18 protein-coding genes are annotated in these 18,696 nt (G+C 28.9%); 14 read left to right on the forward strand and 4 right to left on the reverse strand.

The features are described from left to right. The first annotated feature begins 4 nt into the window (after window positions 1-4). The gene (locus ACN5J4_RS10915) at window positions 5-742 is read left to right on the forward strand and encodes a biotin--[acetyl-CoA-carboxylase] ligase (protein WP_418650016.1); all 738 of its coding nucleotides are present in this window, start codon (window positions 5-7) and stop codon (window positions 740-742) included. Between the two features lie 2 nt (window positions 743-744). Here the strand turns inward: ACN5J4_RS10915 and ACN5J4_RS10920 are convergent, their stop codons facing one another. Continuing rightward, window positions 745-1,134: an SRPBCC family protein gene (locus ACN5J4_RS10920; RefSeq protein ID WP_418650017.1), complete on the reverse strand. Its 390-nt coding sequence runs from the start codon at window positions 1,132-1,134 to the stop codon at window positions 745-747. A gap of 7 nt (window positions 1,135-1,141) precedes the next feature. After that, window positions 1,142-1,792: an orotate phosphoribosyltransferase gene (pyrE, locus tag ACN5J4_RS10925; RefSeq protein WP_418650018.1), complete on the reverse strand. Its 651-nt coding sequence runs from the start codon at window positions 1,790-1,792 to the stop codon at window positions 1,142-1,144. A 527-nt stretch (window positions 1,793-2,319) separates the two neighbouring features. Between pyrE and dnaK the strand changes: the two genes are divergently transcribed. From dnaK to ACN5J4_RS10960, 7 genes are all read left to right on the forward strand, one after another. Next, window positions 2,320-4,218 (forward strand): molecular chaperone DnaK, encoded by a 1,899-nt coding sequence (dnaK, locus tag ACN5J4_RS10930; protein ID WP_418650019.1) that lies wholly within the window; start codon window positions 2,320-2,322, stop codon window positions 4,216-4,218. Between the two features lie 487 nt (window positions 4,219-4,705). Then, window positions 4,706-6,307, forward strand: coding sequence for a type I restriction-modification system subunit M (locus ACN5J4_RS10935; RefSeq protein WP_418650020.1), 1,602 nt, complete (start codon window positions 4,706-4,708; stop codon window positions 6,305-6,307). A 122-nt stretch (window positions 6,308-6,429) separates the two neighbouring features. After that, on the forward strand, window positions 6,430-7,653 hold the full coding sequence (locus tag ACN5J4_RS10940) for a restriction endonuclease subunit S (RefSeq protein ID WP_418650021.1): 1,224 nt from the start codon (window positions 6,430-6,432) through the stop codon (window positions 7,651-7,653). Window positions 7,654-7,814: 161 nt separating this feature from the next. Beyond that, complete coding sequence (locus ACN5J4_RS10945; protein WP_418650022.1) at window positions 7,815-8,720, forward strand: Abi family protein; 906 nt, start codon at window positions 7,815-7,817, stop codon at window positions 8,718-8,720. A gap of 62 nt (window positions 8,721-8,782) precedes the next feature. Then, entirely contained in the window at window positions 8,783-11,626 is a 2,844-nt protein-coding gene (locus ACN5J4_RS10950; protein ID WP_418650023.1) for a type I restriction endonuclease subunit R, read from the forward strand. Window positions 11,627-11,699: 73 nt separating this feature from the next. Continuing rightward, window positions 11,700-11,918: a hypothetical protein gene (locus tag ACN5J4_RS10955; protein WP_418650024.1), complete on the forward strand. Its 219-nt coding sequence runs from the start codon at window positions 11,700-11,702 to the stop codon at window positions 11,916-11,918. Between the two features lie 171 nt (window positions 11,919-12,089). Next, entirely contained in the window at window positions 12,090-12,617 is a 528-nt protein-coding gene (locus ACN5J4_RS10960; protein WP_418650025.1) for a hypothetical protein, read from the forward strand. A gap of 5 nt (window positions 12,618-12,622) precedes the next feature. Here ACN5J4_RS10960 and ACN5J4_RS10965 read toward each other — a convergent pair whose 3' ends face one another. After that, window positions 12,623-13,048: a hypothetical protein gene (locus tag ACN5J4_RS10965; RefSeq protein WP_418650026.1), complete on the reverse strand. Its 426-nt coding sequence runs from the start codon at window positions 13,046-13,048 to the stop codon at window positions 12,623-12,625. Window positions 13,049-13,155: 107 nt separating this feature from the next. Between ACN5J4_RS10965 and ACN5J4_RS10970 the strand changes: the two genes are divergently transcribed. From ACN5J4_RS10970 to ACN5J4_RS10980, 3 genes are read left to right on the forward strand one after another with little or no spacing between them, the layout of a single operon-like run. Next, on the forward strand, window positions 13,156-14,460 hold the full coding sequence (locus tag ACN5J4_RS10970) for an NAD(P)/FAD-dependent oxidoreductase (protein WP_418650027.1): 1,305 nt from the start codon (window positions 13,156-13,158) through the stop codon (window positions 14,458-14,460). Then, window positions 14,453-14,764: a hypothetical protein gene (locus ACN5J4_RS10975; protein ID WP_418650028.1), complete on the forward strand. Its 312-nt coding sequence runs from the start codon at window positions 14,453-14,455 to the stop codon at window positions 14,762-14,764. The genes ACN5J4_RS10970 and ACN5J4_RS10975 overlap by 8 nt, the downstream gene beginning before the upstream one ends. Before the next feature lies 1 nt (window position 14,765). Continuing rightward, window positions 14,766-15,113 carry a hypothetical protein gene (locus ACN5J4_RS10980; protein ID WP_418650029.1) on the forward strand — a complete coding sequence of 116 codons (348 nt, stop codon included), beginning with the start codon at window positions 14,766-14,768 and terminating at the stop codon, window positions 15,111-15,113. 49 nt (window positions 15,114-15,162) lie between these two features. On the opposite strand, the gene ACN5J4_RS10985 is transcribed toward ACN5J4_RS10980, so the two are convergent. Further along, entirely contained in the window at window positions 15,163-16,194 is a 1,032-nt protein-coding gene (locus ACN5J4_RS10985; RefSeq protein ID WP_418650030.1) for an AAA family ATPase, read from the reverse strand. A 204-nt stretch (window positions 16,195-16,398) separates the two neighbouring features. Between ACN5J4_RS10985 and ACN5J4_RS10990 the strand changes: the two genes are divergently transcribed. From ACN5J4_RS10990 to ACN5J4_RS11000, 3 genes are all read left to right on the forward strand, one after another. Beyond that, window positions 16,399-17,253 (forward strand): PPK2 family polyphosphate kinase, encoded by an 855-nt coding sequence (locus tag ACN5J4_RS10990; protein ID WP_418650031.1) that lies wholly within the window; start codon window positions 16,399-16,401, stop codon window positions 17,251-17,253. Between the two features lie 11 nt (window positions 17,254-17,264). Then, window positions 17,265-18,092 (forward strand): exonuclease domain-containing protein, encoded by an 828-nt coding sequence (locus ACN5J4_RS10995; RefSeq protein ID WP_418650032.1) that lies wholly within the window; start codon window positions 17,265-17,267, stop codon window positions 18,090-18,092. Between the two features lie 73 nt (window positions 18,093-18,165). Next, complete coding sequence (locus ACN5J4_RS11000) at window positions 18,166-18,651, forward strand: ABC transporter ATPase (protein ID WP_418650033.1); 486 nt, start codon at window positions 18,166-18,168, stop codon at window positions 18,649-18,651. Window positions 18,652-18,696: the final 45 nt, after the last annotated feature.

Here is an 18,696-nt window from a genome sequence, read left to right on the forward strand (position 1 = left end):
TTATATGGAAATAATCAAACTTAATGCCATTGATTCTACCAATTCTTTTTTAAAGGATATGGCATCAAAAGTAACTGTAAATAACTTTACAGTAGTTGTTGCAAATAAACAAACTGCGGGTAGAGGGCAAATGAATACTTCTTGGAGTGCAAAAGAGGGTAAGGCGTTGACTTTTAGTGTTTATTGCACATTTAATGATTTGAGTTTAGTTAACTATAAGTATTTGAACTATTGTGTTTCTTTAAGTGTTTTTGAAGCTGTTAGCTCTTTGAATTTACCTAAGTTAGCTATTAAGTGGCCTAACGACATTCTGTCAGAAAATAAAAAAATTGCAGGTATTTTAATTGAAAATACTCTTGTTTTTAATAGAATTAATACCTCTGTAATAGGTATTGGTATTAATGTAAATCAAAATAGTTTTCCATATAATTTACCTAATGCGTCTTCTATAAAAATCATTTTAGGTAATAAAAATGATATAGGGTTAGATTTTTTATTAAATAAAGTACTACTGAGTTTAAAGAAAAATATAGGTTTATTAAATAAAAAAGAATATTTATATTTAGAGAAAGAATATTTAAAAGTTTTATATAAAAAAAATGTTCCGAGTATGTTTAAAACAAATCAGAACATTTTATTTATGGGTAAAATTATAGGAGTTTCTAGTGTTGGAAACTTACTTATTGAATTAGAAAACGAAACGGTTAAAGAGTTTGGTATTAAAGAAGTTTCGTTTGCTTAATTTTATAATTTTGAAATATTTTCAGTTAAGGTGTCAATAAATTTTGTTAGTGGTTTTTTTACCATCATTGCCATCATTGGATTAAAATTTCCATTGAAATTTAAAACAACTTCACTCTCGTTTTCAGAAATTTCAGAAATATCAGAAGATAATGTAAAAGGTAATTTACTACTTGCTGCTCCTAATGTAATATTTGAATACGCTGTTTTTTGTTTCATGACCAATCTTATTTCAGGCATACCCTTTAAACCAAAAATAAAGCTATCACCATCTACCTCAAATTTTTGAGTATTTTCAGGCATTAGTTGTTCAAAATTTTCTAACTTTATTAAAAAGTCATAAATTTCTTTGGTTGATTTTTTTACGATTACTTTATTTCCTTCAATAGTCATAAATTACTTATTTTTCGTTTTGTTTCCACTTACTAGGTTCAATTCTCCATTCTTCTAACATTCTTAAATCTTCACTAGTAATATACTTACTATCTAAAGCTTGTTCAAGTAAATATTCGTAATTACTCAAGGTTGTTAATGCTACATTATCGTTTTTAAAATTTTCAGTAGCAATATTAAAGCCATATGAAAAAATAGCAATCATTCCTTTTACATTAGCATTGGCTTCTTTTAAAGCTTTTACAGCGTTTAAACTACTTTTACCTGTACTAATTAAATCTTCTATAACAACTACGTTTTGTCCACTTTCTAAATGACCTTCTATTTGGTTTTTTCGACCATGCTTTTTAGGTTCAGGGCGTACATATATAAAAGGTACTCCTAATTCTTGTGCTACTAACATACCTATTGCAATGGCTCCTGTGGCAACCCCTGCAATAACATCAGGTTTACCATGCTTGTCTTCTACCAGTTTAGCAATTTGTTCTTTTAAAAAATTTCTAACAGGTGGATATGATAGGGTAACTCTATTATCACAATATATAGGTGATTTCCATCCAGAAGCCCAGGTAAAAGGTTCGTGCGGATTAAGCTTAATAGCTTTTATTTGCAGAAGAAGTTCTGCTGTTTTTTTGGCTGTATCTTTGTTAAAGTTCATAACGCAAATGTATAAAGTTTTTGTTAATGATAAATCAATAATATTTACAAGTTAACTCAAAAGTTAAGTTGTTTTATTTTATTAATTTGCAAAAATACAACTATAGCTTAACTTATTTACTAGTTAAAACAAGGTTAATTAAAAGCTTTTAAATTATTGTTTTTACTTGCGTTTTTTTTAAGGTTATTATATGTATAGTTGTTTAAGTATTAAATATATTTAGCCCCGATTGAAGCATTTGTTTGAGCTCCTCGCAGAGAGCGAGTGCGTAAAGCGGGAAATAGCTTCAAATTACTTTAGAAAATAAAGTGGCTAATTTTGTTATAAATTAAAGTGAGAAAAAATAATTTTTATGAGGAATTTTGGTCATATTTTAAGCTGGTTTTAGTGAAAAAATGACATTGTGTCATTTTTTAATGGCTTGTTATGTGAAATTTTCTGCCAAAGTAAAATTTATGGCCTGTTGGCACACAGTTTGACTGTTGTTAAACGTAAAATTGAATTAAAAATTTAAGATAAATAGTATTATGAGTAAAATTATAGGAATTGATTTAGGAACCACAAATTCATGTGTTTCTGTAATGGAAGGAAATGAACCAGTTGTTATACCTAATGCAGAGGGAAAAAGAACTACACCATCTATCGTAGCATTCGTAGAAGGGGGTGAGCGTAAAGTTGGTGACCCTGCAAAAAGACAAGCGGTTACAAACCCTACAAAAACAGTTTATTCTATTAAACGTTTTATGGGTAATAAATTTTCTGAATCTTCAAAAGAAGCGGCAAGAGTACCTTATAGTGTTGTAAAAGGTGATAATGATACACCACGTGTTGATATTGATGGTCGTTTATATACGCCACAAGAAATTTCTGCAATGGTATTACAAAAAATGAAGAAAACAGCTGAAGATTATTTAGGATCTGATGTTTCTGAAGCAGTAATTACTGTACCAGCATATTTTAACGATGCACAACGTCAGGCTACAAAAGAAGCTGGTGAAATTGCAGGTTTAAAAGTACGTCGTATTATTAACGAACCAACTGCAGCTGCTTTAGCATATGGTTTAGATAAATCTAGTGAAGATAAAAAAATCGTTGTTTTTGATTTTGGTGGTGGAACACATGATGTTTCTATCTTAGAATTAGGTGACGGTGTATTTGAAGTATTAGCTACTGATGGTGATACGCATTTAGGTGGTGATGATGTTGATGAAAAAATTATTAACTGGTTAGCTGAAGAATTTCAGGCTGAAGAAGCAATGGATTTACGTAAAGATCCAATGTCTTTACAACGTTTAAAAGAAGCTGCTGAAAAAGCGAAGATTGAATTATCTAGTACTACTTCTTCTGAAATTAACTTGCCTTATATTACGGCTACAGCTTCTGGACCAAAGCACTTAGTTAGAACTTTAACGAGAGCTAAATTTGAAGCTTTAATTGATGATTTAGTAAAAAGAACTATTAAGCCTTGTCAAACAGCTTTAAAAAATGCTGATTTATCAACTTCTGATATTGATGAAGTAATTTTAGTTGGAGGATCAACTCGTATTCCTGCTATTCAAGAGGCTGTTGAAAAATTCTTTAAAAAATCACCAAGTAAAGGAGTAAATCCTGATGAAGTAGTATCATTAGGAGCTGCAATTCAAGGAGGAGTTTTAACTGGTGATGTTAAAGATGTATTATTATTAGATGTTACACCTTTATCATTAGGAATTGAAACTATGGGTAATGTATTTACAAAGTTAATTGATGCAAATACAACTATTCCTACTAAAAAGTCGCAAGTATTTTCTACAGCAGTAGATAACCAACCATCGGTTGATATTCACGTATTACAAGGTGAAAGAGCTATGGCTGCAGATAATAATACCATTGGACGTTTCCAATTAACGGATATTCCACCAGCACAAAGAGGAGTACCACAAATTGAAGTAACTTTTGATATTGATGCAAACGGAATTATTAACGTTTCTGCTGCCGATAAAGCAACAGGAAAATCTCAAGATATTCGTATCGAAGCATCTTCTGGATTATCTGAAGAAGAAATCGAGAAAATGAAAGCAGAAGCAGAAGCAAATGCTGATGCTGATGCAAAAGCAAAAGAAACTGCTGAAAAAATTAATGGAGCAGATTCTATGATTTTTCAAACTGAAAAGCAATTAAAAGAGTTTGGTGAAAAATTATCTGATGATAAAAAAGCACCAATTGAAGCAGCATTAGTTGACTTAAAAGCAGCGCATGAATCTAAAGATTTAGCTCAAATTGATGCAGCAATGGCTACTATTAATGAGGCTTGGAAAGCAGCATCAGAAGAAATGTATGCAGCACAACAAGGAGCTGGAGCAGATGCTGGAGCGCAGCAAGCACAACCAGAAGCTGACAATCAGACTGATAATGTTGAGGATGTAGACTTCGAAGAAGTTAAGTAATTTTAACTTTTAAGTATATTTTATACGCTTAACACTTTTTATATAAAAACGCAATCATTAATTTGATTGCGTTTTTTCGTTTTTAAAAGAGTTTATACCAATTTAATTTTGATATACCTTATGTATTTAACTACACTAACGTCAAACTGAATTTATTTCAGTTTCGCATCCTGATTTTCCTGCGTTATTAGTCTTGTGCGATGCTGAAATAAATTCAGCATGACGGTTATCTAATTTTTGTTTAATTTTTAAATAAGCTCACTACACTAAAAAATCGTGATAATTCTTATTATACCATTTTATAAAACAACATAGCGTTAAATATATTTAAAGTAGGATAAAGGGGCATTTTTAAATATATTTACCCTCATTAAAAAAATACAAGTAATTATTCTCTCGTTAAAAACTATATCTTAATTATATATTAAAAACTCTTTTAGAGCAGTTGTAAACTTTATTAGCAAAACAAATTACTGAAAAAAACTATATGTCAGAAGAACAAAAAAAAGCACTTGAAAAACAATTGTGGGCAATAGCCAATTTATTACGTGGTAAAATGGATGCCGATGATTACCGTAATTACATTTTAGGGTTTATTTTTTTTAAATATCTATCAGAAAAATTACACATTTATGCTGATGAAATACTGGCTCCTGATAATTTAACCTACGAGCAGTTAGACGAAAATTCTGATAACGGTAAATTATATGTAACAGCAGTTAAAAAAGCGTGTGTTAAAAATTTAGGATACTTTTTAAAACCATCAGAATTATTTACTTCTATTGCGCAAAAAGGGAATAATCTTTCTGAAATTGAAACTAATGAAAATGATGAAGCTAAACAGTTTTTTATCATTGAAGATTTAGAACGTATTTTAAATAATATTGAGCAAAGTACCATGGGTACAGAATCGGAAGACGATTTTGTAAAACTTTTTGAAGATTTAGATTTAACATCTGGTAAATTAGGTAGAAACGTAAAAGCACAAAACGAAACTATTGCCAAAATAATTACCCATTTAGATGCTATAGATTTTCAATTAAAAGATGCTGATAGCGATTTATTAGGCGATGCTTACGAATATTTAATTGGCGAATTTGCCGAAGGTGCAGGTAAAAAAGCAGGCGAATTTTATACCCCACAAGCAGTAAGTACCATATTAGCAAAAATTGTAACTACTCGTAAAAAACGTATAAAAACAGTATACGACCCTACTTGTGGCTCGGGTTCATTATTATTGCGTGTTGCTAAAGAAGTAGATGATGTAGGTATGTTTTACGGACAAGAATTAAACCGTACAACCTACAACTTAGCACGTATGAATATGATTTTGCACGATGTACATTACACTAAGTTTGATATTAAACAAGAAGATACCCTAGAAGAACCACAACATACCGATATTCAACTAAGAGCAGAGGCTATTGTTGCAAATCCGCCATTTTCGGCAAAGTGGAGCGCAAAACCTATTTTTAATACCGATGACCGTTTTAGCCAATACGGTAAACTAGCACCTAAAACAAAAGCCGATTTTGCATTTGTACAACATATGATTCATCATTTAGATGAAAGCGGAATAATGGCAACCGTATTACCTCATGGTGTATTGTTTAGAGGTAGTAGCGAGGCACACATACGTAAATATTTAATTCAAGACCGTAATTATATTGATGCCGTAATAGGCTTACCTGCAAACATATTTTTTGGTACAGGCATACCAACCTGTATTTTGGTTATAAAAAAATGCCGAGAAGCAAACCAAGATATTTTGTTTATTGATGCCTCAAAACATTTTGAAAAACAAGGAAAAGACAACAAACTACTACCTAAGCATATCAACCAAATTGTAGATACTTATAAAAACAGAACCGTAACCGATAAATACAGCCACAGAGCAACTTTAAAAGAAATTGCCGATAACGATTACAACCTAAACATACCACGCTATGTTGATACTTTTGAACAAGAAGAACCGATTGATATTAATGCAGTTGCAGAACAATTAAAACAATTAGATATAGAAATTGCACAAACCAATACCCGTATTGCATCTTATTGTAAAGAGTTAAATATTAAAACCCCTTTTTAAGCAATGCAAAACAAAAATAATATTTTGGGCGTGCCCCAAGGGTCGGGCTTTACGCTACAATCTTTTTGCGAAAAGGCAAAAAGGATTTCCACTGCAATCCCTCACGCAAATACCAACTAACTATGAGCCAAAATACAAAAAATTTAATACCAATATTGAGGTTTCCAAAGTTTAAAGGAGAATGGAGAAGAGAGTATATTAAAAATTTAGCCAAAGTTGTTGGAGGAGGAACACCATCTACTACTGATGATGAATATTGGAACGGTGAGATAAATTGGTTTACACCTACAGAAATAAAGTTTAATTTTGTTTCCAAAAGTAAAAGGAAAATAACGGATTTAGGTTTAAATAAATCTTCAGCAACACTTTTGCCAAAAGGTACAATATTACTTACAACAAGAGCTACTATTGGTGAAGTAGCTATAGCACAGGAAGAGTGTACAACTAATCAAGGTTTTCAATCATTGATTGTTAATAAAAGTAATTCTAATAAATTTATATTTTATTTAATAAAAGTATATAAGAATGAACTTTATAAACGTTCAAATGGTTCTACTTTTAAAGAGATAAGTAAAAAAGAAATAGAAAAAATAAAAGTTTCAATTCCAACGCTTCCCGAACAAGAAAAAATAGCTTCATTTTTAACCGATGTAGATGCAAAAATTACCCAACTTACAAAGAAGAAAACCCTTTTAGAAGCCTACAAAAAAGGCATCATGCAAAAAATATTTAATCAACAGCTGAGGTTTAAAGATAACAATCAAAATGATTTCCCTAATTGGGAAGTAAAAAAGTTAGGGGATGTCGCTAATTACCGAAGAGGTAGTTTTCCTCAACCTTATGGTTTGCCTAAATGGTATGATAAAGAAAATGGAGTTCCTTTTATTCAAGTTTATGACGTTGATAATAATATGTTATTAAAATCTACAACGAAAAATAAAATTAGTACTTTAGGTGCAGAACAAAGTGTTTTTGTCAAAAAAGGTACTTTAATAATAACAATACAAGGTTCAATTGGTAGGATTGCAAAAACTCAATATGATGCTTATGTTGATAGAACACTATTAATATTTCAATCATATAAAAAACCGTTAAATATAGATTATTTTAAATATGTGTTGTTTTTGTTGTTTGAAATTGAAAAAAAGAAAGCACCAGGTGGTATAATTAAAACAATTACGAAAGAAGTTTTAAGCTCTTTTAAAATTCAAATTCCTTGCATCGAAGAACAAACCAAAATAGCCAATTTTTTATCAGAAATAGATATAAAAATAGAAGCCTTACATACTAAAATAGAAAACGCAAAAAAGTTTAAAAAAGGCTTGTTACAGCAATTATTTGTGTAATGAAAAAGTTAAAAACTTATATAAAATGTTAATAAGTATTGTTAAAACGCAAAAAAAACGTACTTTTGTAGCAACAGTACACACCACGCTACCCTTTAGAACAGCGTCCCAGGGTGTGTCTTTTGCTTTATATACGTTTCTTTTAAATTCTTTTTTAGCCTATGTTTACTAAAAAAGCCCTTACTGTTACTGAGCAAGTAGCACAATTACAAAAGCGTGGGTTAATTATAAAACAACCTCGTATTGCTGAAAAATACTTGTTAAATATTAGTTACTACCGTTTAGGTGAGTATTGGTATGTAATGCAGTCAGATAAAGAAAAGCATATATTTAAACCAAACAGTAAGTTTGAAGATGTAATTGCTTTGTATAATTTTGATGCAGAATTACGCTTACTACTTTTTGATGTTATTGAAAAAATAGAAATTAGCTTACGTACCAAATTAATTTATTATTTATCGCACGAAATAGACCCTTGGTGGTTTCAAAATTTCGAATTGTTTATAGATAGTAAAGCCTTGGTAAAAACACTTGCTAATATAGAAGCTGAAATTGAAAGAACTAAAGATGTTTCTATAAAGAATCATAAGAAAAAACATAAAGATGATGGTCGTTTTCCTCCAGCTTGGAAATCTTTAGAACAAACAAGTTTCGGAGCATTGTCAAAATTGTACGGTAACCTAAAAAATAATATTGCTTCTAAAGATATAATTGCAAAAGAATTTGGTGCGGTTAATCATACTTATTTACCTAGTTGGTTACAATCAATATCGCAAATACGCAACTTTTGTGCGCATCATTCACGTTTATGGAATAGGAACTTACCTAGTACGGTAAAAATGTTATCTAAACCACCAAACCCTTGGATTACAGATGCAGAAAATGTACCTAAACAATCTAATAAATTGTATATGCATATGTGTTTAATGAAATATTTACTAAATACAATTAAACCTGATAATGAATTTACAGAAAGATTAGATGCTTTATTTAAGAAATATCCAAATGTAGATTTAAAAGCTTTAGATATGAAACCAAATTGGCAACAAGAACCTTTGTGGAAATAAAAAACTATTTAAAACTTCGAGATTCTTGCTAAATCTCGAAGTTTTTAAAAGAAAAAGAAAAAATGACAACACAATCAGAACAAGTATTAGAAAACAATTTAGTAACGCAATTAGTTGGTTTAGGGCATCAGTCGGTAACTATAAAAACCGAAGATGATTTAGTTAGTAATTTAAAAACTCAGTTAGAAAAACATAATAAAACTACGTTTACAACTAACGAGTTTGAGCGTGTTTTAATTCATTTATCAAAAGGTACTATTTTAGATAAGGCAAAAACGTTACGAGATAAATATGTATTACAAAAAGATAATGGTGATAAGGCATATATAGAGTTTATCAATCAAGATTTTTGGTGTCAAAATCAGTTTCAAGTAACCAATCAAATAACCATTAACGGTAAGCGTGAAAACCGTTACGATGTAACTATTTTAATAAATGGTTTGCCTTTAGTTCAAATAGAATTAAAAAAACGAGGTATAGAACTTAAAGAAGCACATAGGCAAGTTTGTAGGTATCAAAAAGAATCGTTTGCCTCAAACAATGCGTTATTTAATTACGTGCAACTCTTTGTAATTAGTAATGGCGAAAACACAAAATATTACGCCAATACCTATAAGCAAGGTAAAATGCCTAGCTATAAATTTACAAGTTATTGGAGTGATAAAGAAAATAAACGAATTACCCAATTAGATAAATTTGCGAATATATTTTTAGAGCCTTGTCATATTGCAAAAATGATAACCAAGTATTTGGTTTTGCACGAAAAAGACAAAATTTTAATGGTGTTAAGACCGTATCAATTTTATGCGGTAGAAGCCATAATTGACAGGGTAAAAAACTCCGATAAAAACGGGTATATATGGCACACCACAGGTTCAGGTAAAACATTAACATCATTTAAAGCGAGTCAAATATTAACTCAAAATCCTAAAATTAAAAAAGTAGTATTTGTAGTAGATAGGCAAGATTTAGATGACCAAACGGTAAAAGAATTCAGAGCATTTGATAAAGAAAGTATTGATGGTACAGAAGATACCAAAACTTTAGTAAAACACTTTTTAGACCCAACAAGAGCCTTAATAGTAACTACTATTCAAAAGTTAAATGTTGCCATAAAAAAAACAGCATTTAAAAAGCAAATAGAAAAAATTAAAAACGATAAAACTATTTTTATTTTTGATGAATGTCATCGTTCTCAATTTGGTAAAACACATCAAGAAATAACAAATTTTTTTACAAATCATCAATTATTTGGTTTTACAGGAACACCAATTTTTGAAAAAAATGCACTAAGTGTAAAAAGTATAAAACAAACTACGGTAAATTTATTTCATGATTGTTTGCATAAGTATGTTATTACCGATGCTATACGTGATGAAAACGTATTAAAATTTTCAATAGAATACTACAACGTATTTAAAAAGAAAATACAAGATGAAGATGATACTAAAGTTGAGGCTATAGATACACAAGAAGTATATGAAAGTGATGGGTATTTAGAAACAATTACCGATTATATACTTAAAAATCATTATTATAAAACAAATAGTCAGCAGTTTACAGCAATGTTTTGCGTTAGCAGTGTCGATATTTTAATTAAATATTACGAGCTATTTAAAGCCAAAAAAGAAGCAGGAGAACATAATTATAAAATAGCAACGATATTTTCGTATGCATCAAATCCAGAAGTAGCAACTATAGATGGCAATATTACTGAAGAAGATGTTTCAGATGATGCACCAGTAAACGAATCGGTAAGAGATAAATTAGACGAATTTATAGCCGATTATAACCTAATGTTTAACGAAGCACATTCGGCAAAGGATGCGAAAGCATTTTTAAACTATAAAACCAACATATCTAAAAGAGTACGCAATAAAGATATAGATATTCTACTAGTAGTAAATATGTTTTTAACAGGTTTTGATAGTAAAACCTTAAACACTTTATACGTAGATAAAAATTTAAAATATCATGGTTTAATACAAGCGTATTCACGTACAAACAGAATTTTAAACGATAATAAATCACAAGGTAATATTGTAACCTTTCGTAATTTAAAACAAAATACAGATGATGCTGTTAGACTGTTTTCAAACCTTTCGGCACAAGAAACCATAACTATTGCACCTTATAAAGCGCAAATAAAGTTATTTAGAGAAGCGTATATTAATTTAATAACAATAGCAGCAACCCCAAATAACGTAAATTATTTGGTAACAGAAGAGGATGAACTAGCTTTTGCGAAGGCTTTTAGAGGTATAATGCGTTTAAAAAATATATTAGAATCATTCACTGAATTTACTTTTGATGATGTGCCAATGACAGCGCAAGAGTTTCAAGATTTTGCTGGTAAATATCAAGATTTAAACGACAAAATTAGATTTAATAATCAAAAACAGAAAGTATCTATTTTAAACGAAATAGATTTTGAAATAGAATTATTACATAAAGACGAAATTAACGTTACTTATATAATGAAGCTGTTAGCACAATTAAAAGAAGCAGAACCTAAAGACCAAGCAAAACAGAAAAAGCAAATTTTAGATTTATTAGCAGGAGAAGCTACATTACGTAGTAAACGTGAATTAATAGAAAAATTTATTGAAAATAATTTACCTAAAATTAATAATTCTGAAGCTATTGAAAATGAATTTAAAAACTATTGGCAATTAGAAACTAAAAAAGCTTTAAAAAATTTAAGTAAAGAAGAAGCATTAAAAGAAGAGAAAGTAGAAAATATTATAAATGATTTTCTTTTTACTGGAAGAATGGCAACAGAGGATGAGGTAATAGAGGCTTTAGAAAAACAACCAAGTGTTTTACAGCGAGAATCTATTAGCAATAGAATAACTGAAAAAATAAAAGATTTTGTAAAAACTTTTATCAATGGTGTTGATAATTAGCATCTAAATTTTATAAAAAAACATTATAAAACGAAATCTAAAGTATATTTGAATAAATTTAAAATCAATAAAAATGAAAACAGTTTTATCAATTATTTCAGTAGTAAGTTTAATGAGTTTTACAACAATTGAAAACGCAACTGAAAATTTAAGAATTGAAAAAGAAGAAATTACAGTAGGTAGTAGCATTTCATTGATTAATGATACGAAAGAAAAAGTATTAATATATACAGGTTCTGGATTTGTGAGTTTAAACAAAGGTTCAAAAACAAGTATTTCTTGTAGTAGGTAAAGAGGTGCGTTGGGCAAATAAAGGTAAAAAAGGAGCTGTTATTTTTAAAATAGAAAGTAAACATTGTGGTAAAACATTAAAGCTTTCAAAGTTATAGATTGATGTTTAATTTGATAAAAAGCCAAAACTAATTTGTAGTTTTGGCTTTTTTATTGTCAATTAATTTTAAGCATGAAATTTCATAAATTTAATTTTTTTAAATATACGTATTGCGAATTTGAATCAAAAGAAATTACTTTTTTTGATGATAAATCAGCACATTATAAAAGTAAATCGGGTAGTATTTATTTTTATACGGAACAAGGCGTATATCGTTATTCAAATCATTGGGGTAGAGTTGCTAATTGTCGATGGAAAATTAAAGGTATAGAAATTTATAAAAATCAAGATTATTATGTAGGATTTGCCAATTGGAATGATTTTTATTCTTTAAATAACACCGATAAAGTTTTTTATTTAAAAGTAAATTATATAACTAAACAAGCTAAAATTCAGCGTTTAAAAAAAGAAGAAACAAACGTTTTTTTTTTAATGACTTCGGAATTTGCACATCAACGTTTAAAACAAATTCAAACTTTGTTTAAAGAGTATAAATGGGCTATGTATTTTGATCAAGATATTGATGTGTTAAGAAAGCAATTAATTGATAATTTAATAAATACAACTAAAACAATACAACAACTTAAAAGAGAGTTATAGCTTCATTAATTTTTATTAATACCTAAGTTAAACCCTACACGTACTTCATTTTCTTTTCCTAGTCTATGAATAGCAATTTTTCCTAAAGGAATTTTACCAAATTCATTATTTGTAATATCTTCATTATTTAATAATAGCTTTCCTTTAAATTGATGTTGTGTATTGTACTCACTTTTATTTTGTTTATTTTGATACGCATTTATAGATAATATATTGTTTTTATTAGTGTATCCGCAAAATATACCCTGCTTATCCCAAAACATATAATGGTTTGTTTTATGAATTTCTCTATCAGGTTCTCCTAAAACAGCAATTAAAGTATCGTAATTAGTAGGAAAGTTAATTTCTTTTTCATTAATAACAATAATATCGGTATCGCATTTAATAACTAAATCGATTTCTTTTTTCTTTTTAAAAAAATTAAATATCATAGTGTGTTTTTAGTTAGCCAATAGTTTTGTTAAGTAATTAGCAAATTTAGATAATAAATTTCAACTTTTGGTTAAATTTGCTAATCTGAAATAAAAATAATTCTAATATGAATATACCTCAAACAAGTTTTCCTAGAGTACTAATTATTGGAGGAGGCTTTGCCGGACTAGCAGCCGCAAGAGGGTTAGAAAAACAAGAGCTTCAAGTTGTTTTAATAGATAAACATAATTACCATACTTTTCAGCCATTATTATATCAAGTTGCTACCGGAGGTTTAGAACCTGATAGTATTGCTTTTCCGTTACGGAAACGTTTTAACGATGTTGAAAATTTTTACTTTCGATTAGCTCAAGTAGTTAATATTAATGCTAAAAATAATACTGTTGAAACTAGTATTGGAACTTTAGAATACGATGAATTAATTATTGCAACGGGTTCAAAGACTAATTTTTTTGGTAATACTAATATTAAAAAATATGCGATGGAAATGAAATCTGTTCCGCAAGCATTAAATATTCGTAGCTTAGTTTTAGAAAATTTTGAGGAGGCGTTATTAGAAACAAATTTAGATAAGCGAAAAGCTTTAATGAATTTTGTAATTGTAGGAGGAGGTCCAACAGGTGTTGAGTTAGCGGGTGCTTTAGCAGAAATGAAGAAAGGTATTTTGCCAAAAGATTATCCTGATTTAGATATTCGACAAATGAAAATAAACCTTATTCAAAGCTCTGGAGAGTTATTAAAAGGAATGAGTAGTAAAGCTTCAGAAAAGGCAGAAGATTTTTTAATAAAATTAGGTGTTGATGTGTGGAAAAATATTCGGGTTTTAGATTATGACGGAGCTTTGGTAACCACCAATGGAGAAGATCATTTTAGAGCAGAAACAGTTATATGGGCTGCAGGTGTAAAAGGAGAAACTTTAACCGGTTTAGCAAAAGAATGTTTGGTAGAAAGGGCAAATCGTTTTAAAGTAGATGCTTATAATAAGGTAATTGGATATGAAAATATTTATGCTGTTGGAGATGTAGCTTGTATGCAGAGTAATCAATATAAGTACGGGCACCCAATGATGGCACAGCCAGCTATTCAGCAAGGTAGCTTATTAGCTAAAAATATTTTAGCAAAACTTAATAATACAAAACAAAAGCCTTTTAAATATAATGATAAAGGTGCTATGGCAACTATTGGGCGCAATAAAGCGGTGGCAGATTTGTCTAAGTTTCAGTTTCAAGGAGTTTTTGCATGGTTTGTATGGATGTTTGTACACCTGTTTTCTTTAATTGGTTTTAGAAATAAAGTAATTGTTTTTATGAATTGGGTATACAATTATATTCGTTTTGATAGAGAAACTAGGTTGATAATTAGGCCATATAAAAACAAAAATAAATATTCATTTGATAAAGAAAATGACTAAAACATCTCGAAATATTAAGTGTAGTAAATGTGGCGTTTTTACCTCTAATGCTGATTATTGTAGTAACTGTGGTGAATTAATTTCAGATCAGAAAAAGAGAGAAATAAGAGCTCAAAGAGCAAAAGAAAAACGAGTGATAGCTGCTAAATTTGAATTAGATAATCCAGATTTGGCAACACGTTTAAAAAAGCATCCATTATTTTTGTATAGAGTAGTTGGTTGGGTTTTATACACTGCATTTTTAATAGTTAGTTTAATAGGAGCTGGTTTAGCATGGGTTATAGCAATGATTGCTGCAGGGTAAAATGGAAAAAATATTAAAAAGCTATTTTGTGTTTTCTGTAATTTTAGGAAGCAGTATTTATATTGCTCAAAAAAAGGAAGTCATTTTACCTGAGTTTGTAAGTTTTTATATAAATGATTTTCTAATAATACCTATTGTATTAACCTTAAGTTTATATGTTTTAAGATGGAGTAGAGGTGATAAAAATTATCAAATACCTTTATGGTTAATTTTGTATTGCAGTGGTTTATATGCTGTTATTTTTGAGTGTTTTTTACCGAATGTTCACACTAGGTACACGGCAGATATTATAGATGTTTTTTTATATTTTATAAGTGGATATCTTTTTTTTATCCTTCAAAAAAAATAGTTTATTTAGTTTTAAATATAGTTAGTTGCTTTTATCAAGTATGTAGTTACTAATCAAAAATATACACCCAAACACTTAATTTTGTGTTAGTTATTTCTAGAACCCTTTTGCAATTAGGTAGTTCGTGTTTGTCTATTTTTCTTAACTCATCTCCTGTAACTTTAAATACAAATCCATTAATAGCATCTTTGTTATCTTCTGTTTTTACTAAGGTAGCGTACGTATTATCAGTATTAGAAAAATCAGTATTTTTAATAATTGTTTCCTTTAATTTGTAACCCGTTAATATAGCTTGTTCGTTTAAAGGTTTACTATTATAATTTTGTAATTTAGGGTGCTTAAATTTTAAAGGGTTGACGCAAAAAAGTAAATGTGTTTTGTGCTTCTCTAGCGTAATAATATTTCCTTTTATTTGCTGATAAACAACATCTTTAACCTCTGCGTATGATATGTTATAAATACGCTTTATATTACTAATATTAGTAGGGAAATTAGCTAAAATACTATCGTAATAAGTGTTTAATTTTTGCTTAGACGGAAGTTTATACTCTAATCTAATTTGAAAACGTCTTAATAAAGCTGTATCAATAATATCAATATGGTTGGTTGCACCTATAAGCATTGCAGTGTCAGCTAAATTATCAATTTGTTGAATCAAGGTATTAACCAAGCGCTTCATTTCACCAGAATCCTTATTATCATAATCTCTTGTTTTACCAATAAAATCAAATTCATCAATAAATAAAATAGCGTTTTCGTAAGAGGCACTTCTAAAAATATCTGCAATATTTTTACCAGTTTCACCAAGTTTAGACGATACAAAACCACCTAAGTTAAGGGTAATTACTTTTTTATTTAAAGCCTTACCAATAGCATTTGCAGTAGCTGTTTTTCCACAACCAGTATGACCATGTAGTATAATTTTATTATCAACCGGAATATTAAATTTTTGCAATGCATCTATGTAGCTAAACTCTTCAATTAATTGATTAATTTTACGACTAGTTTTTTTAGTTAAATGAAGTTCCTCTAGAGATAAAACCTTATTTTTAAACTTTAAGGTTGTTTTATGATACGCCATTTTTTAGTTTTTGGTAAAAATAAATATTAGGACAAAAGTAATTAAATTTAACTTTTTAAAACCAGGTAACTAATTGTTCATTAGTATGTATTTTATTTTTACAACATACATTTAATTATATATTGTTAAAATTAATAATATAGCGTTAAAAAGAAGCTTGAAAAGAGTATATTTTTGTATTTTTAACCTACTCAATTAAAATACATGAATGCAAATACCTATAAATTTTCACCAGAAATAGCATTAAGTAAATTAGCCACTATGGAGGTTGATAAAAATGCAAAAAAAAAATTAAAAGAGCTCCGAAAAGAAATAAGTGAGTTACAAAATACTATGTATGGTGAGGGTAAATACAGTATGTTAATTTGCCTGCAAGGAATGGATACTTCAGGTAAAGATAGTTTAATTAGAGAGGTTTTTAAAGATGTAAATGCTCGTGGAGTAGTGGTGCATAGTTTTAAAGTGCCAACTGCTTTAGAGTTAAAGCACGATTTTTTATGGCGTCATTATATAGCGCTTCCTGCTAAAGGAAAAATAGCTGTTTTTAATAGAACACATTATGAAAATGTATTGGTAACAAGAGTGCACCCTGAATATGTTTTAGGAGAAAACATACCAACAATTAAAAGTTTAAATGATGTAAATGATGATTTTTACCATGCAAGAATGGAGCGAATTAATCAATTTGAAAAACACTTGTCAGATAGTGGTACTATTGTTTTGAAATTCTTTTTAAATATATCAAAAGAAGCACAAAAAATAAGATTATTACGTCGTTTAAATATTCCAGAAAAAAACTGGAAATTTTCTTCAGATGATTTAAAAGAACGTAAATTATGGGATAAATATCAAGAATGTTATGAAGATTTATTAATAAGAACTTCAACAAGTTACGCACCTTGGTATGTAGTACCTGCAGATGATAAACCAATGGCACGGTATATTGTAGCCAAAACAATCAGCGAAGCTTTAAAAAAATATAATTTTAAACTTCCAAGTTTAAATAAAAAAGATTTAGAAAATATAAACGAGTTTAAAACTCAGTTAAATAACGAATAATAGCTTAAAAAATGGAATTAAACTTAACAAAACCAATTATATTTTTTGATTTAGAAACTACAGGAATCAATATAGCGAAAGATAGAGTGGTAGAAATAGCTATTTTAAAAGTATTTCCAAATGGAAATAAAGAAAGTAAAACATGGTTAGTAAATCCTGAAATGAATATACCTTTAGAATCATCTGAAATTCATGGAATTACGAATGATAAAGTTGCTAATGAACCTACTTTTAAAGAATTAGCCGTAACAATTAATGAAATGATTGCTGGTTGTGATTTAGCAGGTTTTAATTCAAACCGATTTGATATACCTGTTTTAGCCGAAGAGTTAATGCGAGCTGGTATTGATTTTGATATGACTAACCGTAAAGCTATTGATGTTCAAGTTATATTTCATAAAAAAGAACAACGCACTTTAAGTGCTGGGTATCAGTTTTATTGTGGTCAAGAATTAGTAGGTGCACATGGAGCAGAAGCAGATACTAATGCTACATATGAAATTTTATTAGCACAGTTAGATAAGTATGATGATATTGAAAATACAGTAGCGGCTTTAAGTGAGTATTCAACTCATGGTAAACGAGCAGATTTTGCAGGTTTTATTTTAATGAATGATAACGACGAAGAAATTTTTTCTTTTGGTAAATATAAAGGACGTACTGTTGTTGAGGTTTTTAAGGAAAACCCAGGTTATAATGCTTGGATTCAAAATGCCGATTTTCCTTTATATACAAAAAAAGTATTACGTCAAATTAAAGAACGAATGACGGTGCCTAAAAAGAAAATGAGCGATAGTGAAAAGCTCCAAGCCTTACAACAAAAGTTTAATTTAAGGTAATAGTTATTAGGTTTAATTGTAAAAGTTCAAAGTAAAAAGATTATAACCTATAAGTTTATAAAAAAAATAAATAATGTTTACAGAATATAATAATTTACCAAAAAGCGCAAGAGTTTGGGTGTATCAAGCAGATAGAGAATTTAGTATTGAAGAAGTTGAATACATTTGTGCAAAAGCAATTCTTTTTATTGATAATTGGACTCGTCATGGTGATGATTTAAAAGGATCATTCACTTTAAAATATAATCGTTTTTTTATTTTAGCTGTTGATGAAACTTTTAATAACGTATCAGGTTGTTCTATTGATTCATCAGTTCGTTTTATTCAAGAATTAGAAAAAGAATTAAAAATTGATTTAATGGATAAAATGAATGTGTCATTTAAAGAACAAAATGATATTATTATTGTTAAGTTACCAAAATTTCAACAGTTAGCTAAAGATCAAAAAATAACAACAAAAACCATTGTTTTTAATAACATGGTAGCAACCAAAGATGATTTTGAAACAAAATGGGAAGTTACAGCCGATAAAAGTTGGCATAAACGATTTTTGGTATAACTATTGATTTTAATTATTGTACAAAACAATAATATTGTAAAGAAA

This window comes from Tenacibaculum aestuariivivum (genome assembly GCF_964507685.1).
Taxonomy (GTDB): Bacteria; Bacteroidota; Bacteroidia; order Flavobacteriales; family Flavobacteriaceae; genus Polaribacter; species Polaribacter aestuariivivum.

Excerpts from the sequence above, each read along its gene's own strand:
- ACN5J4_RS10915 (WP_418650016.1), top strand. The coding sequence starts at position 5 with ATGGAAATAATCAAACTTAATGCCATTGATTCTACCAATTCTTTTTTA.
- ACN5J4_RS10920 (WP_418650017.1), bottom strand. The coding sequence starts at position 1,134 with ATGACTATTGAAGGAAATAAAGTAATCGTAAAAAAATCAACCAAAGAA.
- pyrE (WP_418650018.1), bottom strand. The coding sequence starts at position 1,792 with ATGAACTTTAACAAAGATACAGCCAAAAAAACAGCAGAACTTCTTCTG.
- dnaK (WP_418650019.1), top strand. The coding sequence starts at position 2,320 with ATGAGTAAAATTATAGGAATTGATTTAGGAACCACAAATTCATGTGTT.
- ACN5J4_RS10935 (WP_418650020.1), top strand. The coding sequence starts at position 4,706 with ATGTCAGAAGAACAAAAAAAAGCACTTGAAAAACAATTGTGGGCAATA.
- ACN5J4_RS10940 (WP_418650021.1), top strand. The coding sequence starts at position 6,430 with ATGAGCCAAAATACAAAAAATTTAATACCAATATTGAGGTTTCCAAAG.
- ACN5J4_RS10945 (WP_418650022.1), top strand. The coding sequence starts at position 7,815 with ATGTTTACTAAAAAAGCCCTTACTGTTACTGAGCAAGTAGCACAATTA.
- ACN5J4_RS10950 (WP_418650023.1), top strand. The coding sequence starts at position 8,783 with ATGACAACACAATCAGAACAAGTATTAGAAAACAATTTAGTAACGCAA.
- ACN5J4_RS10955 (WP_418650024.1), top strand. The coding sequence starts at position 11,700 with ATGAAAACAGTTTTATCAATTATTTCAGTAGTAAGTTTAATGAGTTTT.
- ACN5J4_RS10960 (WP_418650025.1), top strand. The coding sequence starts at position 12,090 with ATGAAATTTCATAAATTTAATTTTTTTAAATATACGTATTGCGAATTT.
- ACN5J4_RS10965 (WP_418650026.1), bottom strand. The coding sequence starts at position 13,048 with ATGATATTTAATTTTTTTAAAAAGAAAAAAGAAATCGATTTAGTTATT.
- ACN5J4_RS10970 (WP_418650027.1), top strand. The coding sequence starts at position 13,156 with ATGAATATACCTCAAACAAGTTTTCCTAGAGTACTAATTATTGGAGGA.
- ACN5J4_RS10975 (WP_418650028.1), top strand. The coding sequence starts at position 14,453 with ATGACTAAAACATCTCGAAATATTAAGTGTAGTAAATGTGGCGTTTTT.
- ACN5J4_RS10980 (WP_418650029.1), top strand. The coding sequence starts at position 14,766 with ATGGAAAAAATATTAAAAAGCTATTTTGTGTTTTCTGTAATTTTAGGA.
- ACN5J4_RS10985 (WP_418650030.1), bottom strand. The coding sequence starts at position 16,194 with ATGGCGTATCATAAAACAACCTTAAAGTTTAAAAATAAGGTTTTATCT.
- ACN5J4_RS10990 (WP_418650031.1), top strand. The coding sequence starts at position 16,399 with ATGAATGCAAATACCTATAAATTTTCACCAGAAATAGCATTAAGTAAA.
- ACN5J4_RS10995 (WP_418650032.1), top strand. The coding sequence starts at position 17,265 with ATGGAATTAAACTTAACAAAACCAATTATATTTTTTGATTTAGAAACT.
- ACN5J4_RS11000 (WP_418650033.1), top strand. The coding sequence starts at position 18,166 with ATGTTTACAGAATATAATAATTTACCAAAAAGCGCAAGAGTTTGGGTG.